This is a genomic window from Chelativorans xinjiangensis, from assembly GCF_009812055.1.
Classification (GTDB): domain Bacteria; phylum Pseudomonadota; class Alphaproteobacteria; order Rhizobiales; family Rhizobiaceae; genus Chelativorans; species Chelativorans xinjiangense.
On the sequence record NZ_WQNH01000028.1, the window covers coordinates 35,486 to 49,815 of the forward strand.

15 protein-coding genes are annotated in these 14,330 nt (G+C 66.2%); 11 read left to right on the plus strand and 4 right to left on the minus strand.

Annotation, left to right across the window (positions count from 1 at the left end; translation table 11 throughout):
• Positions 1-33: 33 nt before the first annotated feature.
• From GM910_RS16775 to GM910_RS16795, 5 genes are all read left to right on the plus strand, one after another.
• Complete coding sequence (locus GM910_RS16775; protein WP_159589253.1) at positions 34-399, plus strand: endonuclease domain-containing protein; 366 nt, start codon at positions 34-36, stop codon at positions 397-399.
• Positions 400-461: 62 nt separating this feature from the next.
• Positions 462-1,238 (plus strand): ABC transporter ATP-binding protein, encoded by a 777-nt coding sequence (locus GM910_RS16780; protein WP_159589255.1) that lies wholly within the window; start codon positions 462-464, stop codon positions 1,236-1,238.
• A 228-nt stretch (positions 1,239-1,466) separates the two neighbouring features.
• Positions 1,467-2,396: an ABC transporter permease gene (locus GM910_RS16785; RefSeq protein ID WP_159589257.1), complete on the plus strand. Its 930-nt coding sequence runs from the start codon at positions 1,467-1,469 to the stop codon at positions 2,394-2,396.
• The gene (locus tag GM910_RS16790) at positions 2,393-3,253 is read left to right on the plus strand and encodes an ABC transporter permease (protein WP_159589259.1); all 861 of its coding nucleotides are present in this window, start codon (positions 2,393-2,395) and stop codon (positions 3,251-3,253) included. The genes GM910_RS16785 and GM910_RS16790 overlap by 4 nt, the downstream gene beginning before the upstream one ends.
• A 104-nt stretch (positions 3,254-3,357) precedes the next feature.
• Entirely contained in the window at positions 3,358-4,344 is a 987-nt protein-coding gene (locus GM910_RS16795; protein WP_159589261.1) for an ABC transporter substrate-binding protein, read from the plus strand.
• A 225-nt stretch (positions 4,345-4,569) separates the two neighbouring features.
• Here GM910_RS16795 and GM910_RS16800 read toward each other — a convergent pair whose 3' ends face one another.
• A complete protein-coding gene (locus tag GM910_RS16800) occupies positions 4,570-5,472 on the minus strand; it encodes a helix-turn-helix domain-containing protein (protein ID WP_159589263.1) in 903 nt (300 codons plus the stop codon).
• A 110-nt stretch (positions 5,473-5,582) separates the two neighbouring features.
• On the opposite strand from GM910_RS16800, the gene pobA reads away from it, so the two are divergent.
• From pobA to GM910_RS16825, 5 genes are all read left to right on the plus strand, one after another.
• Complete coding sequence (pobA, locus tag GM910_RS16805; protein ID WP_159589299.1) at positions 5,583-6,755, plus strand: 4-hydroxybenzoate 3-monooxygenase; 1,173 nt, start codon at positions 5,583-5,585, stop codon at positions 6,753-6,755.
• Positions 6,756-6,774: 19 nt separating this feature from the next.
• Positions 6,775-7,170, plus strand: a complete 396-nt coding sequence (gene pcaC, locus GM910_RS16810) for a 4-carboxymuconolactone decarboxylase (RefSeq protein WP_159589265.1) — start codon at positions 6,775-6,777, stop codon at positions 7,168-7,170.
• Positions 7,167-7,907, plus strand: a complete 741-nt coding sequence (gene pcaH, locus GM910_RS16815; RefSeq protein ID WP_159589267.1) for a protocatechuate 3,4-dioxygenase subunit beta — start codon at positions 7,167-7,169, stop codon at positions 7,905-7,907. Before pcaC ends, pcaH begins: the two co-directional genes overlap by 4 nt.
• A 2-nt stretch (positions 7,908-7,909) precedes the next feature.
• A complete protein-coding gene (gene pcaG, locus GM910_RS16820; protein WP_159589269.1) occupies positions 7,910-8,524 on the plus strand; it encodes a protocatechuate 3,4-dioxygenase subunit alpha in 615 nt (204 codons plus the stop codon).
• 190 nt (positions 8,525-8,714) lie between these two features.
• A complete protein-coding gene (locus GM910_RS16825; protein WP_159589271.1) occupies positions 8,715-9,788 on the plus strand; it encodes a 3-carboxy-cis,cis-muconate cycloisomerase in 1,074 nt (357 codons plus the stop codon).
• A gap of 257 nt (positions 9,789-10,045) precedes the next feature.
• On the opposite strand, the gene GM910_RS16830 is transcribed toward GM910_RS16825, so the two are convergent.
• Positions 10,046-10,480, minus strand: a complete 435-nt coding sequence (locus GM910_RS16830; RefSeq protein WP_159589273.1) for a MarR family winged helix-turn-helix transcriptional regulator — start codon at positions 10,478-10,480, stop codon at positions 10,046-10,048.
• Between the two features lie 117 nt (positions 10,481-10,597).
• Here GM910_RS16830 and GM910_RS16835 point away from each other — a divergent pair, with 117 nt between their 5' ends.
• Complete coding sequence (locus tag GM910_RS16835) at positions 10,598-11,269, plus strand: glutathione S-transferase family protein (RefSeq protein ID WP_159589275.1); 672 nt, start codon at positions 10,598-10,600, stop codon at positions 11,267-11,269.
• Positions 11,270-11,539: 270 nt separating this feature from the next.
• On the opposite strand, the gene preA is transcribed toward GM910_RS16835, so the two are convergent.
• Together preA and GM910_RS16845 are read right to left on the minus strand one after the other, a co-directional pair.
• Positions 11,540-12,850, minus strand: coding sequence for an NAD-dependent dihydropyrimidine dehydrogenase subunit PreA (gene preA / locus GM910_RS16840; RefSeq protein ID WP_159589277.1), 1,311 nt, complete (start codon positions 12,848-12,850; stop codon positions 11,540-11,542).
• A 12-nt stretch (positions 12,851-12,862) separates the two neighbouring features.
• On the minus strand, positions 12,863-14,215 hold the full coding sequence (locus GM910_RS16845; protein WP_159589279.1) for an NAD(P)-dependent oxidoreductase: 1,353 nt from the start codon (positions 14,213-14,215) through the stop codon (positions 12,863-12,865).
• Positions 14,216-14,330 lie beyond the last annotated feature (115 nt).

The following is a 14,330-nucleotide window of genomic DNA, read 5'->3' on the forward strand; positions in this document are numbered from 1 at the left end:
AGGGGAGGGGTTAGGGGTGGGGGTACCGCCGCGATGCCCACGATCGTTAGAAAGAACGCCATCAAGCGCTCACGCCAGCTCCGCCGACACGCGACGGAAGGAGAAAAACGTCTCTGGCGCGAACTGAAAGAATTCAGGAAACTCTATGGCGTCCACGTCAGGCGGCAAGTTCCGATTGGCCCCTACGTGGCTGATTTCGCGATTCATTCCGCAAGACTCGTGATTGAAGTCGACGGCCAGTTTCATACCGAGCCAGAAAGGATGGCATCAGACGCCACTAGGGATCGATGGCTTCACCAAGCGAGCTACAGGGTTCTACGCTTCCGAACGGGAGAATTGGATGAAACTTTGGACGGCTGCATCGAAGAGATACTTCGAGAGCTGGGGATAGTGCATTGAACGTCGTGACCCATACCCCCACCCCTAACCCCTCCCCTCAAGGGGGAGGGGGACGTGAAGCAATGGCGCCCGTCGTCGAGGCGCGGGGTCTGGGCCTCACCTTCGACACCGCCGACGGCCCGGTCCAGGCGCTCGCAAACGTCGATCTTTCGGTCGGCCGCGGCGAGTTCGTCTCCTTCATCGGCCCGTCGGGCTGCGGCAAGACCACCTTCCTGCGCGTCATCGCCGACCTGGAGCGGCCGACGGCGGGCGACATCCGCGTCAACGGGCTCACGCCGGAGGCCGCCCGCCGGGCGCGGGCCTATGGCTACGTCTTCCAGGCGGCCGGTCTCTTTCCCTGGCGCACGATCGAGAAGAACGTCGCCTTGCCCCTGGAGATCATGGGCTATTCCAGCCGGGAGAGACAGGAGCGCGTGGCGCGCACGCTCGACCTCGTCAACCTCTCCGGTTTCGAGCGCAAATTCCCGTGGCAGCTTTCCGGCGGCATGCAGCAGCGCGCTTCGATCGCCCGCGCGCTCGCCTTCGACGCCGATCTGCTTCTGATGGACGAGCCCTTCGGCGCCCTGGACGAGATCGTGCGCGACCATCTGAACGAGCAGTTGCTGGAGCTATGGGCGCGCACCAACAAGACCATCTGCTTCGTCACGCACTCGATCCCCGAGGCGGTGTATCTTTCGACCCGCATCGTGGTGATGTCGCCGCGGCCCGGCCGCGTGACGGACGTGATCGAATCCACGCTGCCGAAGGAGCGCCCGCTGGATATCCGCGAGACGCCGGAGTTTCTTGAGATCGCGCATCGTGTGCGCGAGGGCTTGAGGGCGGGGCATGCGGATGAGTGAATTGTCGCTAAACGTTGCTGGCGCCGGCGCTCTTGCACGCCCCCCTCTGGCCTGCCGGCCATCTCCCCCACAAGGGGGGAGATCAGCCGGCCGCTTGCTCCGGCGCCTGTTCTGCAACGTCGGCGATTGGCGGAGGCCGCCGCGACGGCTGATCTCCCCCCTTGTGGGGGAGATGGCCGGCAGGCCAGAGGGGGGCGCCAAGGGGCGTAGACCTTGGAGGTATGCGATATGACCGCCTCCGCCCCCATCGCCGCCAGCCCCACCGCAAGCCCCGCCACCCTCCGCCGCCTCACCGACGGCAAGGCGCTCCCTATCGCCATCGTCGTCGCCTCCATCGTCCTCATCTGGTACGGCTTCACCGTCTACCTCAACGCCCCCTGGCAGATCGGCCTCTACCAGCGCGCCGGCGCCGAGTGGACGGCCTCCGACCTCGTGCGCGACACCATGGCCCAGGAGCGCCCCGTGCTGCCGGCGCCGCATCAGGTGGTGGCCGAGATGTGGAAGACCACCGTCGAGACCCGCCCCACCTCCAACCGCAGCCTTTTGAACCACGCCTGGATCACCCTTTCCTCGACGCTCCTCGGCTTTGCCATCGGCACCACGCTGGGGGTGCTTCTCGCTGTCGGCATCGTCCACAACCGGGCCATGGACAAGTCGGTCATGCCCTGGGTGATCGCCAGCCAGACGATCCCCATCCTTGCGATAGCGCCGATGATCATCGTCGTCCTCAACGCCATCGGCCTCTCTGGCATCCTGCCCAAGGCGCTGATCTCCACCTATCTCTCCTTCTTCCCCGTGGTCGTCGGCATGGTGAAGGGCTTCAGGAGCCCCGAAGCGATCCAGCTCGACCTTATGCGCACCTACAATGCCAGCCGCACGCAGACCTTCTTCAGGCTGCGCTGGCCGTCCGCCCTGCCGTTCCTCTTCACGTCCATGAAGGTGGCCGTCGCCATCAGCCTCGTCGGCGCCATCGTCGGCGAATTGCCGACGGGCGCGGTGGCCGGCCTCGGCGCCCGCCTCCTCGCCGGCTCCTATTACGGCCAGACGATCCAGATATGGGCGGCCCTCTTCATGGCGGCGGCACTCGCGGCGATCCTCGTCGCCCTCGTCGGCCTTGCCCAGCGCCTCGTCATGGCGCGCATGGGGGCGCGGCCATGAACGCGGCGGTCGCCGGCGCTCTCATCTTCTGGGCGGGCGCCTGGGCGCTCAACGAGTGGCTGGTGCGGATGAAGCCGCGCACCGCGCTCGCCCGCCGCATCCTCTCCCTCCTCGTCCCGGCCATTTTCGGCGTCACGCTGCTGGTCGTCTGGGAAGGCCTCGTGCGCGGGCTCAACGTGCCGACGGTGCTCCTTCCCCCGCCCTCCATGATCTGGGATCGCATCGTCGGCTCCGTCCCCACGCTCTGGGCCGACTTCCGCCAGACCTTCCTGAAGGCGGTGATCATCGGCTATGCGCTGGGCTGCGGCACGGGCTTCCTGGCGGCGATCGCCATCGACCGCTCGCCTTTCCTGAAGCGCGGGCTCCTGCCGCTCGGCAATTTCGTCTCCGCGCTCCCCATCATCGGCATCGCCCCCATCATGGTCATGTGGTTCGGCTTCGACTGGCCCTCGAAGGCGGCCGTCGTCGTCGTCATGACCTTCTTCCCGATGCTGGTGAACACGGTGGCGGGCCTTTCGGCCTCCTCGGCCATCGACCGCGACCTGATGCGCACCTATGCGGCCTCCTACTGGCAGACGCTCTTCAAGCTGCGCCTGCCGGCGGCCGCCCCCTTCATCTTCAATGCCTTGAAGATCAACTCCACCCTGGCGCTGATCGGCGCCATCGTGGCGGAGTTCTTCGGCACGCCCATCGTCGGCATGGGCTTCAGGATATCCACAGAAGTCGGACGGATGAACATCGACATGGTGTGGGCGGAGATCGCCGTCGCCGCCCTGGCGGGTTCGCTCTTCTACGGCCTTGTTGCCCAGATCGAGCGGACCGTCACGTTCTGGCATCCGTCCATCCGCGGTGGATAGGGCAATTCCAGGAAAGGTGGGAACCGGTTTTCCGTCCGGAATTGCGTAGAATAGGGCAGCTAAACGGCCGTGGGGAGCACGGCCCAACCACAGTGGGAAGCGAAATGAAAAGACTGATGACAACCATGCTCGCCGGCGCCATGTCGCTCACTGCATATTCCGCCCTTGCGGCGGACGACGTCACGCTACAGCTCAAATGGGTGACCCAGGCGCAGTTCGCCGGCTACTACGTGGCGCTCGACCAGGGCTTCTATGAAGAGGAAGATCTGAACGTCACGATCAAGCCCGGCGGGCCCGACATCGCCCCGCCGCAGGTGCTGGCCGGCGGCGGCGCCGACGTCATCGTCGAGTGGATGCCGGCGGCACTCGCCGCCCGCGAGCGCGGCGTGCCGCTCGTCAACATCGCCCAGCCCTTCAAGTCCTCGGGCATGATGCTCACCTGCCTCAAGGAGAGCGGCATCGAGACGCCGGAGGACTTCCGCGGCCGCACGCTGGGCGTCTGGTTCTTCGGCAACGAGTATCCCTTCCTGTCGTGGATGAGCCATCTCGGCATCCCCACCGAGGGCGGCGATGACGGCGTCGAGGTCTTGAAGCAGGGCTTCAACGTCGACCCGCTCCTGCAGAAGCAGGCCGACTGCATCTCCACCATGACCTACAACGAGTACTGGCAGGTGATCGACGCCGGCATCGCCGAGGAGGACCTCATCACCTTCAAATACGAGGACCAGGGCGTGGCGACCCTCGAGGACGGCCTCTACGTGCTCGAAGAAAGCCTCGAGGATCCCGCGTTCGCCGACAAGATGGTCCGCTTCGTGCGCGCCTCCATGAAGGGCTGGAAATGGGCCGAGGAGAACCCCGACGAGGCCGCCATGATCGTCCTCGACAACGACGCCACCGGCGCCCAGACCGAGGAGCACCAGAAGCGCATGATGGGCGAGATCGCCAAGCTGACGGCCGGCTCCGACGGCACGCTGGACGAGGAGGACTACCAGCGCACGGTGGAATCGCTCCTCTCCGGCGGCTCCGACCCGGTCATCACCGAGGAGCCGGAAGGCGCCTACACGCATGATATCACCGAGAAGGCGCTGTAAGGGCTGCCGATACGAAGCGCGGCGCCGACGCTTGCAACCAGGGCGCGCGTCATCCCGGAAGCCGGCCTGAGCGTAGCGAAGGCGGCTGTCCGGGACCCACTCCGTGACTTCGACGTTCCGGCCCGCTTCGCCGGAGCTTCAGCGAGGCGAGAATGGATCCCGGATAAGCCCCCGCTGCGCTCGGGCTTTCCGGGAGGATGACGCATGATGAGGTCTGCCTCCTCCTCACCCCACCAGCTTCCCCCGCTCCGCCTCCCGGAACGCCCCCGGCGTCATGCCCGTCCGGCGCTTGAAGAAGCGGTTGAAGTAGGCCGGGTCCTGGAAGCCGAGCGAGTAGGCGATGGCCTGCACCGGTGTCGGCGTGAAGACGAGGTCGCGGCGGGCGGCGCGCAGGAGGTGGCGGGTGGCGAGTTCCTGCACGCTGGCCCCGGTCTCGCGCCGCGCGAGGCGGTTGAGGTGACCGGCGGACAGGCCGAGTTTCCGGGCGTAGAAGCCGACCGGCCGGTGTTCGCGGCAATGCGCGGCGACGAGCGCCTCCAGCGCGCTCGTACGCTGCCGGTCGCGTTCGCGCGAGGCCGGGATATCGTCCCGGCGGTCCGTCTTCGCCCCCGTGCGCGCGAGCCTCAGCACAGCCTCCGTCACCATGGCGTCGAGAATAATCTCGCCGCCCGGCCGCGCCGCGTGCAGTTCCTCGTGGATGCCCGATGCGAGTGCCGCAAGCCGGCCGCAGTCCGTCTCGTTCGGCTCCAGCGCGGTTACCCGTGTCGTCGCCAGATAGGCGGCGATCGATGGATCGGACGCACCGAGCGACGACAGCCGGTCGGCCAGCACCGTGATCACCAGCCCGTCGGCATCGTGCGAGTAGCGGAAACCGTGCACCGAACCCGGCGCGATGTAGATGGCGCAAGGCGCTTTGAACGGCAGCACGCGCCCGACGGGGCCCAGAAGCTCGCCCTCCCCCTCCTTGACCACGAAAAGCTGGAACAGCGCCTCGTGGCGGTGCAGCGATATCTCCCAATCGTGCAGCCGGCTGCGCTCGGGAAGCGTCTCGCTGTGCAGCCAGAAATCTTCCGATTCCCCTGTTTTCGCACGATAAAGCCAATAGTTTGGAACGCTTCTACTGTGCATCTCGCCTCCCTGATATGTTCTGAAAATGCAATCGCGCGCGGCAAATGTCCATTGCCGGCCCACCGTCCATGCGCCAATTTGGTGTGGTCATCGGGAGGATCGACAGCTTCATGCGCACCCAGGTCGCCATCATCGGCTCAGGCCCCGCCGGGCTTCTGCTCGGCCAGCTCCTGACCAACACCGGCGTCGACAACGTCATCCTCGAGCGCGCCACGCAGGAGCATGTGCTCTCGCGCATTCGCGCCGGCGTACTGGAGGAAGGCACGACCATGATGATGCAGGAGGCGGGTGCGGGCAAACGCATGCGCGCCGAGGGCCTGCCCCATGACGGCTTCGACCTCGCCTTCGACGGGCGCCGCCACCGCGTCGACCTCTTCGGCCTGACCGGCGGCAAGCGCGTCATGGTCTACGGCCAGACGGAAGTCACGCACGATCTGATGGACAAGCGGGCGGCGAGCGGCGGCCTTTCCGTCTACGAGGCGGCCGACGTCCTTCCGCAGGATTTCGACACAGACCGGCCCTACGTCACCTATAAGAAGGACGGCAAGACGCACCGCATCGACTGCGACTTCATCGCCGGCTGCGACGGCTACCACGGCATCGCGCGCAAATCGGCGCCGGAAGCGGCAATCGAGACCTTCGAGCGCACCTTTCCCTTCGGCTGGCTCGGCATCGTCGCCGACGTGCCGCCGGTGAGCTCCGAGCTGATCTACGCCAATCATCCGCGCGGCTTCGCCCTGTGCTCCATGCGCTCCCACACCCGCAGCCGCTACTATGTGCAGGTGCCGGTGGGCGAGAAGGTGGAAGACTGGTCGGACGAGCGCTTCTGGGACGAGATCCGCCGCCGCCTGCCCGACAAGACGGCTGAAGCCATGACCACCGGCGCCTCGATCGAAAAATCCATCGCCCCCATCCGCTCCTTCGTCGCCGAGCCCCTGCGCTTCGGCCGCCTGTTTCTGGCCGGCGACGCCGGCCACATCGTGCCGCCGACGGGCGCCAAGGGCTTGAATCTGGCTGCGAGCGACGTGCGCTATCTCTTTGATGCGCTTCACGAATATTACGCCGAGAAATCGAGCGCCGGCCTCGACGCCTATTCTGGAAAAGCACTCGCCCGCGTCTGGAAGGCGGAGCGCTTCTCCTGGTGGATGACGGGCACCATGCACCGCTTCCCCGACGGAGGCGCCTTCGGCCAGAAGATCCAGCACGCCGAGCTCGACTATCTCTTCCAATCGCGCGCCGCCTTGACCATGCTGGCGGAAAACTATGTCGGCCTGCCCTATTGAAGAGGCCCCGGAGGAACGAATGAGCGGGAAGTCCAAGCGCTACGAGGAAGGCATGGCGACGCGTCGCAGCGTGCTGGGCGACGATTGGGTCGACCGTGCGGAGGCCGGCAAGACCGAGTTCGACGCGCCCTTCCAGGAGTTGATCACCGAGGCCGCCTGGGGCCACGTCTGGTCGCGCCCGGAATGGACCAAGCGCGAGCGCTCCATGGTCACCATCGCCCTGCTCGCCGCCCTCGGCCATCACGAAGAGCTCGCCATGCACGTGCGCGCCACCGGCAAGACCGGCGCCACCGCGGACGACCTGCGCGAAGCCATGCTGCACGTGGCGATCTACGCCGGCGTGCCGGCTGCAAACCACGCCATCAAGATCATCAAACAGACACTTTCCGAGATGGAAGGCGGAGGAGAAAAATGAGGAACGCAAGACCCGAGACGGGCGGCTTTTTCCAGCGCCAGCGAAACTGGCACCCGCCGGCCTTCGCGCCGGGCTACAAGAGCACCGTCGTGCGCTCGCCGCAGCGCGCGCCCGTCTCCTTCGGCAATACGCTGTCGGAGATCACCGGCCCGGTCTTCGGCCGCGCCATGCTGGGCGAGCTCGACAACGACCTGACGCTCAACTACGCCAGGCCCGGCGAGAGCGCCATCGGCCCGCGCATCATCGTCTACGGCCAGGTACTCGACGAGCGCGCCCGCCCGGTGCCCAATGTTCTGGTCGAGTTCTGGCAGGCCAATGCCGGCGGCCGCTACCGCCACAAGAAGGACGGCTATCTCGCCCCTCTCGACCCTAATTTCGGCGGCTGCGGGCGCACGATCACCGACGAGGACGGCAATTACTCCTTCCTCACCATCCAGCCCGGCGCCTATCCCTGGCCGAACGGCATCAACGACTGGCGCCCCGCCCACATCCACTTCGCAATCTTCGGCCACGGCTTCGTGCAGCGGCTGATCACGCAGATGTATTTCGAGGGCGACCCGATGATCTGGCAGTGCCCCATCGTCCGCACGATCCCCGACAAGCGCGCCATCGAGACGCTCATCGCCGCGCTCGACATGGAGGCGACGGTGCCCATGGACGCGCGCGCCTACAAGTTCGACATCGTCCTGCGCGGGCGCCGCTCGACCATGTTCGAGAACAAGCTGGAGGGCAATTGATCATGGCGCAGTCGCTGACAAGACTGAAGGAGACCCCCTCCCAGACGGCAGGGCCGTACGTCCATATCGGGCTGACGCCGAACATCTGCGAGATTTCCGGCGTCTATCCGGAAGACCTCGGCACCCGCATGGTCGACGACAAGACCAAGGGCGAGCGCATCACGGTGAAGATGCGCATCTTCGACGGCACCGGCTCCGTCATCAAGGATGCGCTGATCGAGATCTGGCAGGCCGATGCCGACGGGCTCTACAATTCGCCCTCGGAGCCGCGCGGGAAAGCCGACCCCAACTTCACCGGCTGGGGGCGGCAGGCTTCCGATGTGGAGACCGGCGTCTTCACCTTCGAGACCATCAAGCCCGGCCGCGTCCCCTTCCCCGACGGCCGCCCGCAGGCGCCGCACATCTCGCTGTGGATCGTCGCCCGCGGCATCAATCTGGGCCTGCAGACGCGCATGTGTTTCGCCGACGAGGAGAAGGCGAACGCGGAAGACCCGGTGCTTTCCCGCCTGGAGCACCAAAGCCGCATCGCCACGCTGGTTGCCCCACGGGATGGCGACACCTACACTTTCGACATCCACCTCCAGGGTGAGAAGGAGACGGTGTTTTTCGATGTGTAGCTACGCCGATGGCGCACCGGAAGGAGGAGCGCCGTCATCCCGGCTGAGCAAAGCGAAGGCCGGAATCCACTCCGTGACTCGATATCCCGGAATGGGTTCCGGACAGCCTCCGCTATCGCTCCGGCTTCCGGAATGACGAAGTGATTGTGATAAGCTCCACATCGCCGCACTTCTCACCGGAGACAGACCGATGACCATCTCAGTCTTCGATCACCCGATCCTCTCCGGCCTCCTGGGCGACGAGGAGCTGGCGCAGCTCTTCTCGGCCAGGGCCGAGATCGACGCGCTGCTGCGCTTCGAAGCGGCGCTTGCCGAGGCTCAAGCCGAGGAAGGCGTCATCCCGGCCGCGTCCGCGCGCGCTATCGCCGGGATGCTGGAGAGCTTCAGCCCGGACGTCTCCGCCCTGCGAACCGGTGTCGCGAGCGACGGTGTGGTGATGCCCGCCCTCATTGCCCAGGTGCGAGAGAAGCTTGGCGCCAAGCACGCTGCGCATTTTCACTTCGGCGCCACCAGCCAGGACGCGATCGATACCGGCCTTGCCATCAGGTTGTCGACGGCGATGGGCCTTGTGGCAGCACGCCTCGACCGTCTGGTGGAAGCGCTCGACGCGCTGGAAAGGCGCGACGGCGCCACGCCCGTCATGGCGCACACGCGCATGCAGGCGGCCATTCCCGTCCTTGCTGCGCGGAAAATCCGCTCCTGGCGCGAGCCCCTGATGCGCCACCGCGCCCGCCTGGAGAGCGTCGCCAAGTCAGCCGCCGTCCTCACCTTCGGCGGCGCGGCCGGCACGCTCGACAAGCTCGGCGACAAGGGCCCGCCCGTTGCCGCACGCCTTGCCAAGGCACTCGGCCTCAATCTCGTCGCCCGTGCCCGGCATTCGGAGCGCGACGGCATCGCCGACCTCGCCTCCTTCCTGTCGCTCACCACCGGAAGCCTCGGCAAGATGGGGCAGGACGTGGCGCTGATGGCGCAGAGCGAGATGGGCGAAGTGAAGCTTGCGCAAGGCGGCGGCTCGTCCGCCATGCCGCACAAGCAGAACCCGGTGAAGGCCGAGACCCTCCTCACCCTCGCCCGCTTCAACGCCACGCTTCTCCCCGGCATGCACCACGCGCTGGTGCACGAGAACGAACGCTCGGGCGCCGCCTGGACACTGGAATGGATGCTCCTGCCGCAGATGGTGGTGGCGACGGGGGCGGCACTCAGGCTCGCCACCGAGCTTGCGGGCGGCATCTCCTTCACCGCGCGCAAGACCGACGGTCGGTGACGGCCGGCTACGATTGCGGTTGCACTTGAAAAGCGCGCGGTTTGGCTTTCGTCCCTCTCCCCTAGAGGGAAGGGTAACGCATCTTTGTTCGGCTTCGCCTGACCCCCACCCTCAATCCCTCCCCTCAAGGGGGAGGGAAGCTTTCGTGCCCGGCGCCATGGTTAACGCCAATCGCCCAACGCTGACGTCCCCCTCCCCCTTGTGGGGAGGGATTGAGGGTGGGTCGGACAGGAATAAAACTCGATAGCCTGCCTCCCTCAGCCGAGCTTCTTCAGCAAGGCCGCCAGCGCTTCCGCCTCTCCGCCCGCCAGCTTGTCCCCCACCGCCTCCTGAATGGCCTGCGCATAGGTCTCCCATATGCGCCGGCGCAAGGCGCGGCCTTCGGCGCTGATCCTCAGCACCTGCCCGCGCCGGTCCTCCGGGCAGGTGCAGCGCTCGACGAGCCCCGCCGCCGCCAGCCGGTCGGCCAGCCGCGAGAGATTGTACTGCTCGAACAAAAGCGCCTTCTCCAGCTCGAAGGGGCGCAGGCCCTTCTCGCCCGCTTTCTCCAGCTCCCACAGCGCGTCGTACCAGGAAAGCGGCGGCAGCTCCGCCGCCTTCAGCCGCGCCTCGATCCCCGCCATGCTAAGCCGCCCCGCCCGCGCCAGCGCGATCCATGCAGCGACGGTGGTTTCATCGGGTTTTGCGGTCATTGTTCACCAACAATTTATTTCATGCAATTGCATCGAGATTGACATTCGTCGTCTTATCGCCAATATAGATGCAATTGCATCAACTTTCCACTCCGACCCATATCCAAGGAGCATTCAATGCCACAAAACCCCACCCTCGTCTCCTTCGACCTGTGCCCCTATGTGCAGCGCGCGGCGATCGTGCTCAAGGAAAAGAGCGTCCCCTTCGAGCGCATCGACATCGATCTCGAAAACAAGCCCGACTGGTTCCTGAAAATCTCCCCGCGCGGCAAGGTGCCGCTCCTGAAGGTGGGCGATGAGGTGCTGTTCGAGAGCGCGGCCATCGTCGAGTACCTGGACGAGACGTATGCCCCGCGGCTGCACCCGGAAGACGCCATCGCCCGTGCCCGCCATCGCGCCTGGATGGAGTTCGGCTCCGCCGCCCTCTCCGACATCTGGACCATCGAGACGACGGGCGATCGGGCGGCCTTCGACGCGGCCGTTGCGGCGCTGAAGGAGAAGTTCTCGCGCATCGAGGCCGAACTCGGCGACGGTCCGTATTTTGCAGGCGAGGCCTTCACCATCGTCGACGCCGTCTTCGCCCCCGCCTTCCGCTATTTCGACGTCATCGACACGATCGCCGACCTCGGCGTCTTCGACGGCCTTCCGAAGGTGCAGGCGTGGCGCAAGACACTGGCCGCGCGTCCCTCGGTGCGCGAGGTCGTGGCGCCCGACTACAACGACCGCCTGCACCGTTTTCTCGACAAGAAGGGCGGCGTGCTCGTGCGGCTGGACAGGGCGGCCGCCTGATAGGAATGCAAGGCGCAACGCCCGCGACTCCCCTCCCCCTTGTGGGGAGGGGTGAGGGGTGGGGGTCAAGGCGTTCGCGTGCCGTCGCCGGCGATTGGCCTATCCCCGCCTATCAGGGATACGCCGGCTCATGTCGCCACGACCCCCACCCCTCACCCCACAAGGGGGAGGGGAGTCGCGGGCGTTGCGCCTTTGCCTCATCCTGAGCCTCCCGGGCTTGTCGAACCACAAGGGTGAAGGCACGCACCTACGTCTCCGCCGGCACAGGCCCTACTCCGCCGCCGCCTTCATCGGGTTGTTCGGGTGTGTGGTCCAGTTGGCGTAGTCGGCCTCCACCACTCTGCCCGTGCGCCGGTCCATCTCTCCCGCCGCAAGCGGCACCATGTCGATGCAGCCCTCCACCGGGCACACGTTGACGCACAGATTGCAGCCCACGCACTCTTCCTCGATCACCTCGAAGCGCCGCGCGCCGTCCACCATCGCCGTGATCGCCTGATGCGAGGTGTCCTCGCAGGCGATGTGGCAGCGCCCGCATTTGATGCACAGGTCCTGGTCGATCTTCGCCTTGGTCACGTAGTTGAGGTTGAGGTACTGCCAGTCCGTCACGTTCGGCACCGCCCGGCCGATCACGTCGTCGAGCGAGGCGTGCCCCTTGGCGTCCATCCAGTTGTTCAACCCCTCGATCATCTCCCGGACGATTTTGAAGCCGTAGGTCATGGCAGCCGTGCACACCTGCACGTTGCCCGCGCCCAGCGCCAGGAACTCCGCCGCGTCGCGCCACGTCGTCACGCCGCCGATGCCGGAGATCGGCAGGCCCCGCGTCTCAGCGTCGCGGGCGATCTCGGCCACCATGTTGAGCGCGATCGGCTTGACCGCCGGCCCGCAATAGCCGCCGTGCGAGCCCTTGCCGTCGATGGTCGGCTCCGGGGCGAAATTGTCGAGATCGACCGCCGTGATGGAGTTGATCGTGTTGATGAGCGACACCGCGTCTGTGCCGCCTGCGTGGGCCGCACGCGCGGGCTTGCGCACGTCGGTGATGTTCGGCGTCAGCTTGGTGATGACGGGCATGCGCGTATATTGCTTGCACCAGCGTACCACCATCTCGACATATTCGGGCACCTGGCCGACGGCCGAGCCCATGCCGCGCTCGCTCATGCCGTGCGGGCAGCCGAAGTTGAGTTCGATGCCATCGGCCTCCGTCTCCTCTACCAGCGGCAGGATGGCCTTCCAGGCGTCCTCCTCGCACGGCACCATCAGCGAGACGACCAGCGCCCGGTCCGGCCAGTTCTTCTTCACCTGCTTGATCTCCCTGAGATTGAGGTAAAGATCGCGGTCGGTAATGAGTTCGATGTTGTTGAGGCCGAGCAGCCGGCGGTCGGCGCCCCAGATGGCGCCGTAGCGCGGGCCGTTGACGTTGACGACCGGCGGCCCCTCCTCGCCCAGCGTCTTCCACACCACGCCGCCCCAGCCCTCCCTGAAGGCGCGTTCGACATTGTAGGCCTTGTCGGTGGGCGGCGCGGAGGCCAGCCAGAACGGGTTCGGCGATTTGATGCCGACGAAATTCGAGCGGATGTCAGCCATGGGGTTTGCTCCTCAGCCCATCAATGCGCGATGAATGCTCTCGGCCGCGTCGCGCCCCTGCGCCACCGCCGAGACGGTGAGATCGTCGCCGCCGGCGATGCAGTCGCCGCCCGCCCATACCTTGGGCATGGATGTGCGGCCCTCTCCATCGACCCTGATGCGGCCGGATTCGAGCGCTATTCCCACGCCGCTGCCGTTCAGAACGGCCGGCTCGAAGGTCTGGCCGATGGCCTTGAAGACCTGATCGGCTTTCAAGGTCAGCGTCTCGCCCGTGCCGGTGAGCCGCCCGCCGGAAAGCTGCGTGTATTCCAGTTCGACCGCCGCCACCTTGCCGCCCTCCGCGAGCACCCGCTTCGGCTGCAGCCAATGGCGGATGGCGACGCCCTTGGAGGCCGCCAGATCCTGCTCCCATTCGGAGGCGTTCATGTGCTCGCGCCCGCGGCGATAGCAGATCGTCACCTCCTCCGCGCCCAGGAGCCGCGCCTGCACGGCCGCGTCGATGGCCGTCATTCCGCCGCCGATGACGACGACGCGCCGGCCGATTGGAAGTTGCGCCATATCCCGAGCCTGTCGAAGATTGGCGATGTAGTCGACGGCGTTCTCCACGCCCTCGGCCTCCTCCCCCTCGGCGCGGAGCGCGTTGACGCCGCCAAGCCCCATGGCGAGGAAGACGGCATCGAACGCCCCGGCAAGGCCGGAAAGCGAAAGGTCGCGCCCGAACGCCTTGCCATGTTCGACGGCGATGCCGCCGATGGCCGTCACATAATCGACCTCGGCTTGCGCGAAATTCTCCGGCGTCTTGTAGGCGGCGATCCCGTATTCGTTGAGCCCGCCGGATTTCGGCCGCGCCTCGTAGACCGTCACATCGTGCCCGTGCATGGCGAGCCTGTGCGCTGAGGCAAGCCCCGCCGGCCCGGCGCCGACGACGGCAACCCTTTTGCCGGTGGGCGCCGCCCGCCCATAAAACTGCCTCCCCTCGCCCATCGCCGCGTCGGTGGCATAGCGCTGCAACCGGCCGATCTGCACCGGCTTACCCTCCGCCGCCTCGCGCACGCAGGCCTCCTCGCACAGGGTCTCCGTCGGGCACACGCGTGCGCACATGCCGCCGAGGATGTTCTGGTCGAAGATGGTCTTGGCCGAGCCGAGCGGGTTGCCCGTGGCGATCTCGCGGATAAACAGCGGGATGTCGATGGACGTCGGGCAGGCGTGCATGCAGGGCGCGTCGTAGCAGAAGTAGCAGCGATCCGCCTCCACCCGCGCCTCGTGCTCTTCGAGCGGCGGATGCAGGTCCGCGAAGTTCTGCGCGTAGTCCCCCGGCGAAAGGCGGCCTGGGACGATGCCGTCCTCGTATTGGCGTTGAACCATGCCATTCCCCTTTTTTAATTAGGGCCCCTTTTTGTTCTTGGGGAAAACTAACGCAGTTTCGTTTTTTTATCAATCGGTCAAATTTCTTCCAAGCAGTCGATTTTGCTTCAAAAAG

Excerpts from the sequence above, each read along its gene's own strand:
- GM910_RS16775 (WP_159589253.1), top strand. The coding sequence starts at position 34 with ATGCCCACGATCGTTAGAAAGAACGCCATCAAGCGCTCACGCCAGCTC.
- GM910_RS16780 (WP_159589255.1), top strand. The coding sequence starts at position 462 with ATGGCGCCCGTCGTCGAGGCGCGGGGTCTGGGCCTCACCTTCGACACC.
- GM910_RS16785 (WP_159589257.1), top strand. The coding sequence starts at position 1,467 with ATGACCGCCTCCGCCCCCATCGCCGCCAGCCCCACCGCAAGCCCCGCC.
- GM910_RS16790 (WP_159589259.1), top strand. The coding sequence starts at position 2,393 with ATGAACGCGGCGGTCGCCGGCGCTCTCATCTTCTGGGCGGGCGCCTGG.
- GM910_RS16795 (WP_159589261.1), top strand. The coding sequence starts at position 3,358 with ATGAAAAGACTGATGACAACCATGCTCGCCGGCGCCATGTCGCTCACT.
- GM910_RS16800 (WP_159589263.1), bottom strand. The coding sequence starts at position 5,472 with ATGCACAGTAGAAGCGTTCCAAACTATTGGCTTTATCGTGCGAAAACA.
- pobA (WP_159589299.1), top strand. The coding sequence starts at position 5,583 with ATGCGCACCCAGGTCGCCATCATCGGCTCAGGCCCCGCCGGGCTTCTG.
- pcaC (WP_159589265.1), top strand. The coding sequence starts at position 6,775 with ATGAGCGGGAAGTCCAAGCGCTACGAGGAAGGCATGGCGACGCGTCGC.
- pcaH (WP_159589267.1), top strand. The coding sequence starts at position 7,167 with ATGAGGAACGCAAGACCCGAGACGGGCGGCTTTTTCCAGCGCCAGCGA.
- pcaG (WP_159589269.1), top strand. The coding sequence starts at position 7,910 with ATGGCGCAGTCGCTGACAAGACTGAAGGAGACCCCCTCCCAGACGGCA.
- GM910_RS16825 (WP_159589271.1), top strand. The coding sequence starts at position 8,715 with ATGACCATCTCAGTCTTCGATCACCCGATCCTCTCCGGCCTCCTGGGC.
- GM910_RS16830 (WP_159589273.1), bottom strand. The coding sequence starts at position 10,480 with ATGACCGCAAAACCCGATGAAACCACCGTCGCTGCATGGATCGCGCTG.
- GM910_RS16835 (WP_159589275.1), top strand. The coding sequence starts at position 10,598 with ATGCCACAAAACCCCACCCTCGTCTCCTTCGACCTGTGCCCCTATGTG.
- preA (WP_159589277.1), bottom strand. The coding sequence starts at position 12,850 with ATGGCTGACATCCGCTCGAATTTCGTCGGCATCAAATCGCCGAACCCG.
- GM910_RS16845 (WP_159589279.1), bottom strand. The coding sequence starts at position 14,215 with ATGGTTCAACGCCAATACGAGGACGGCATCGTCCCAGGCCGCCTTTCG.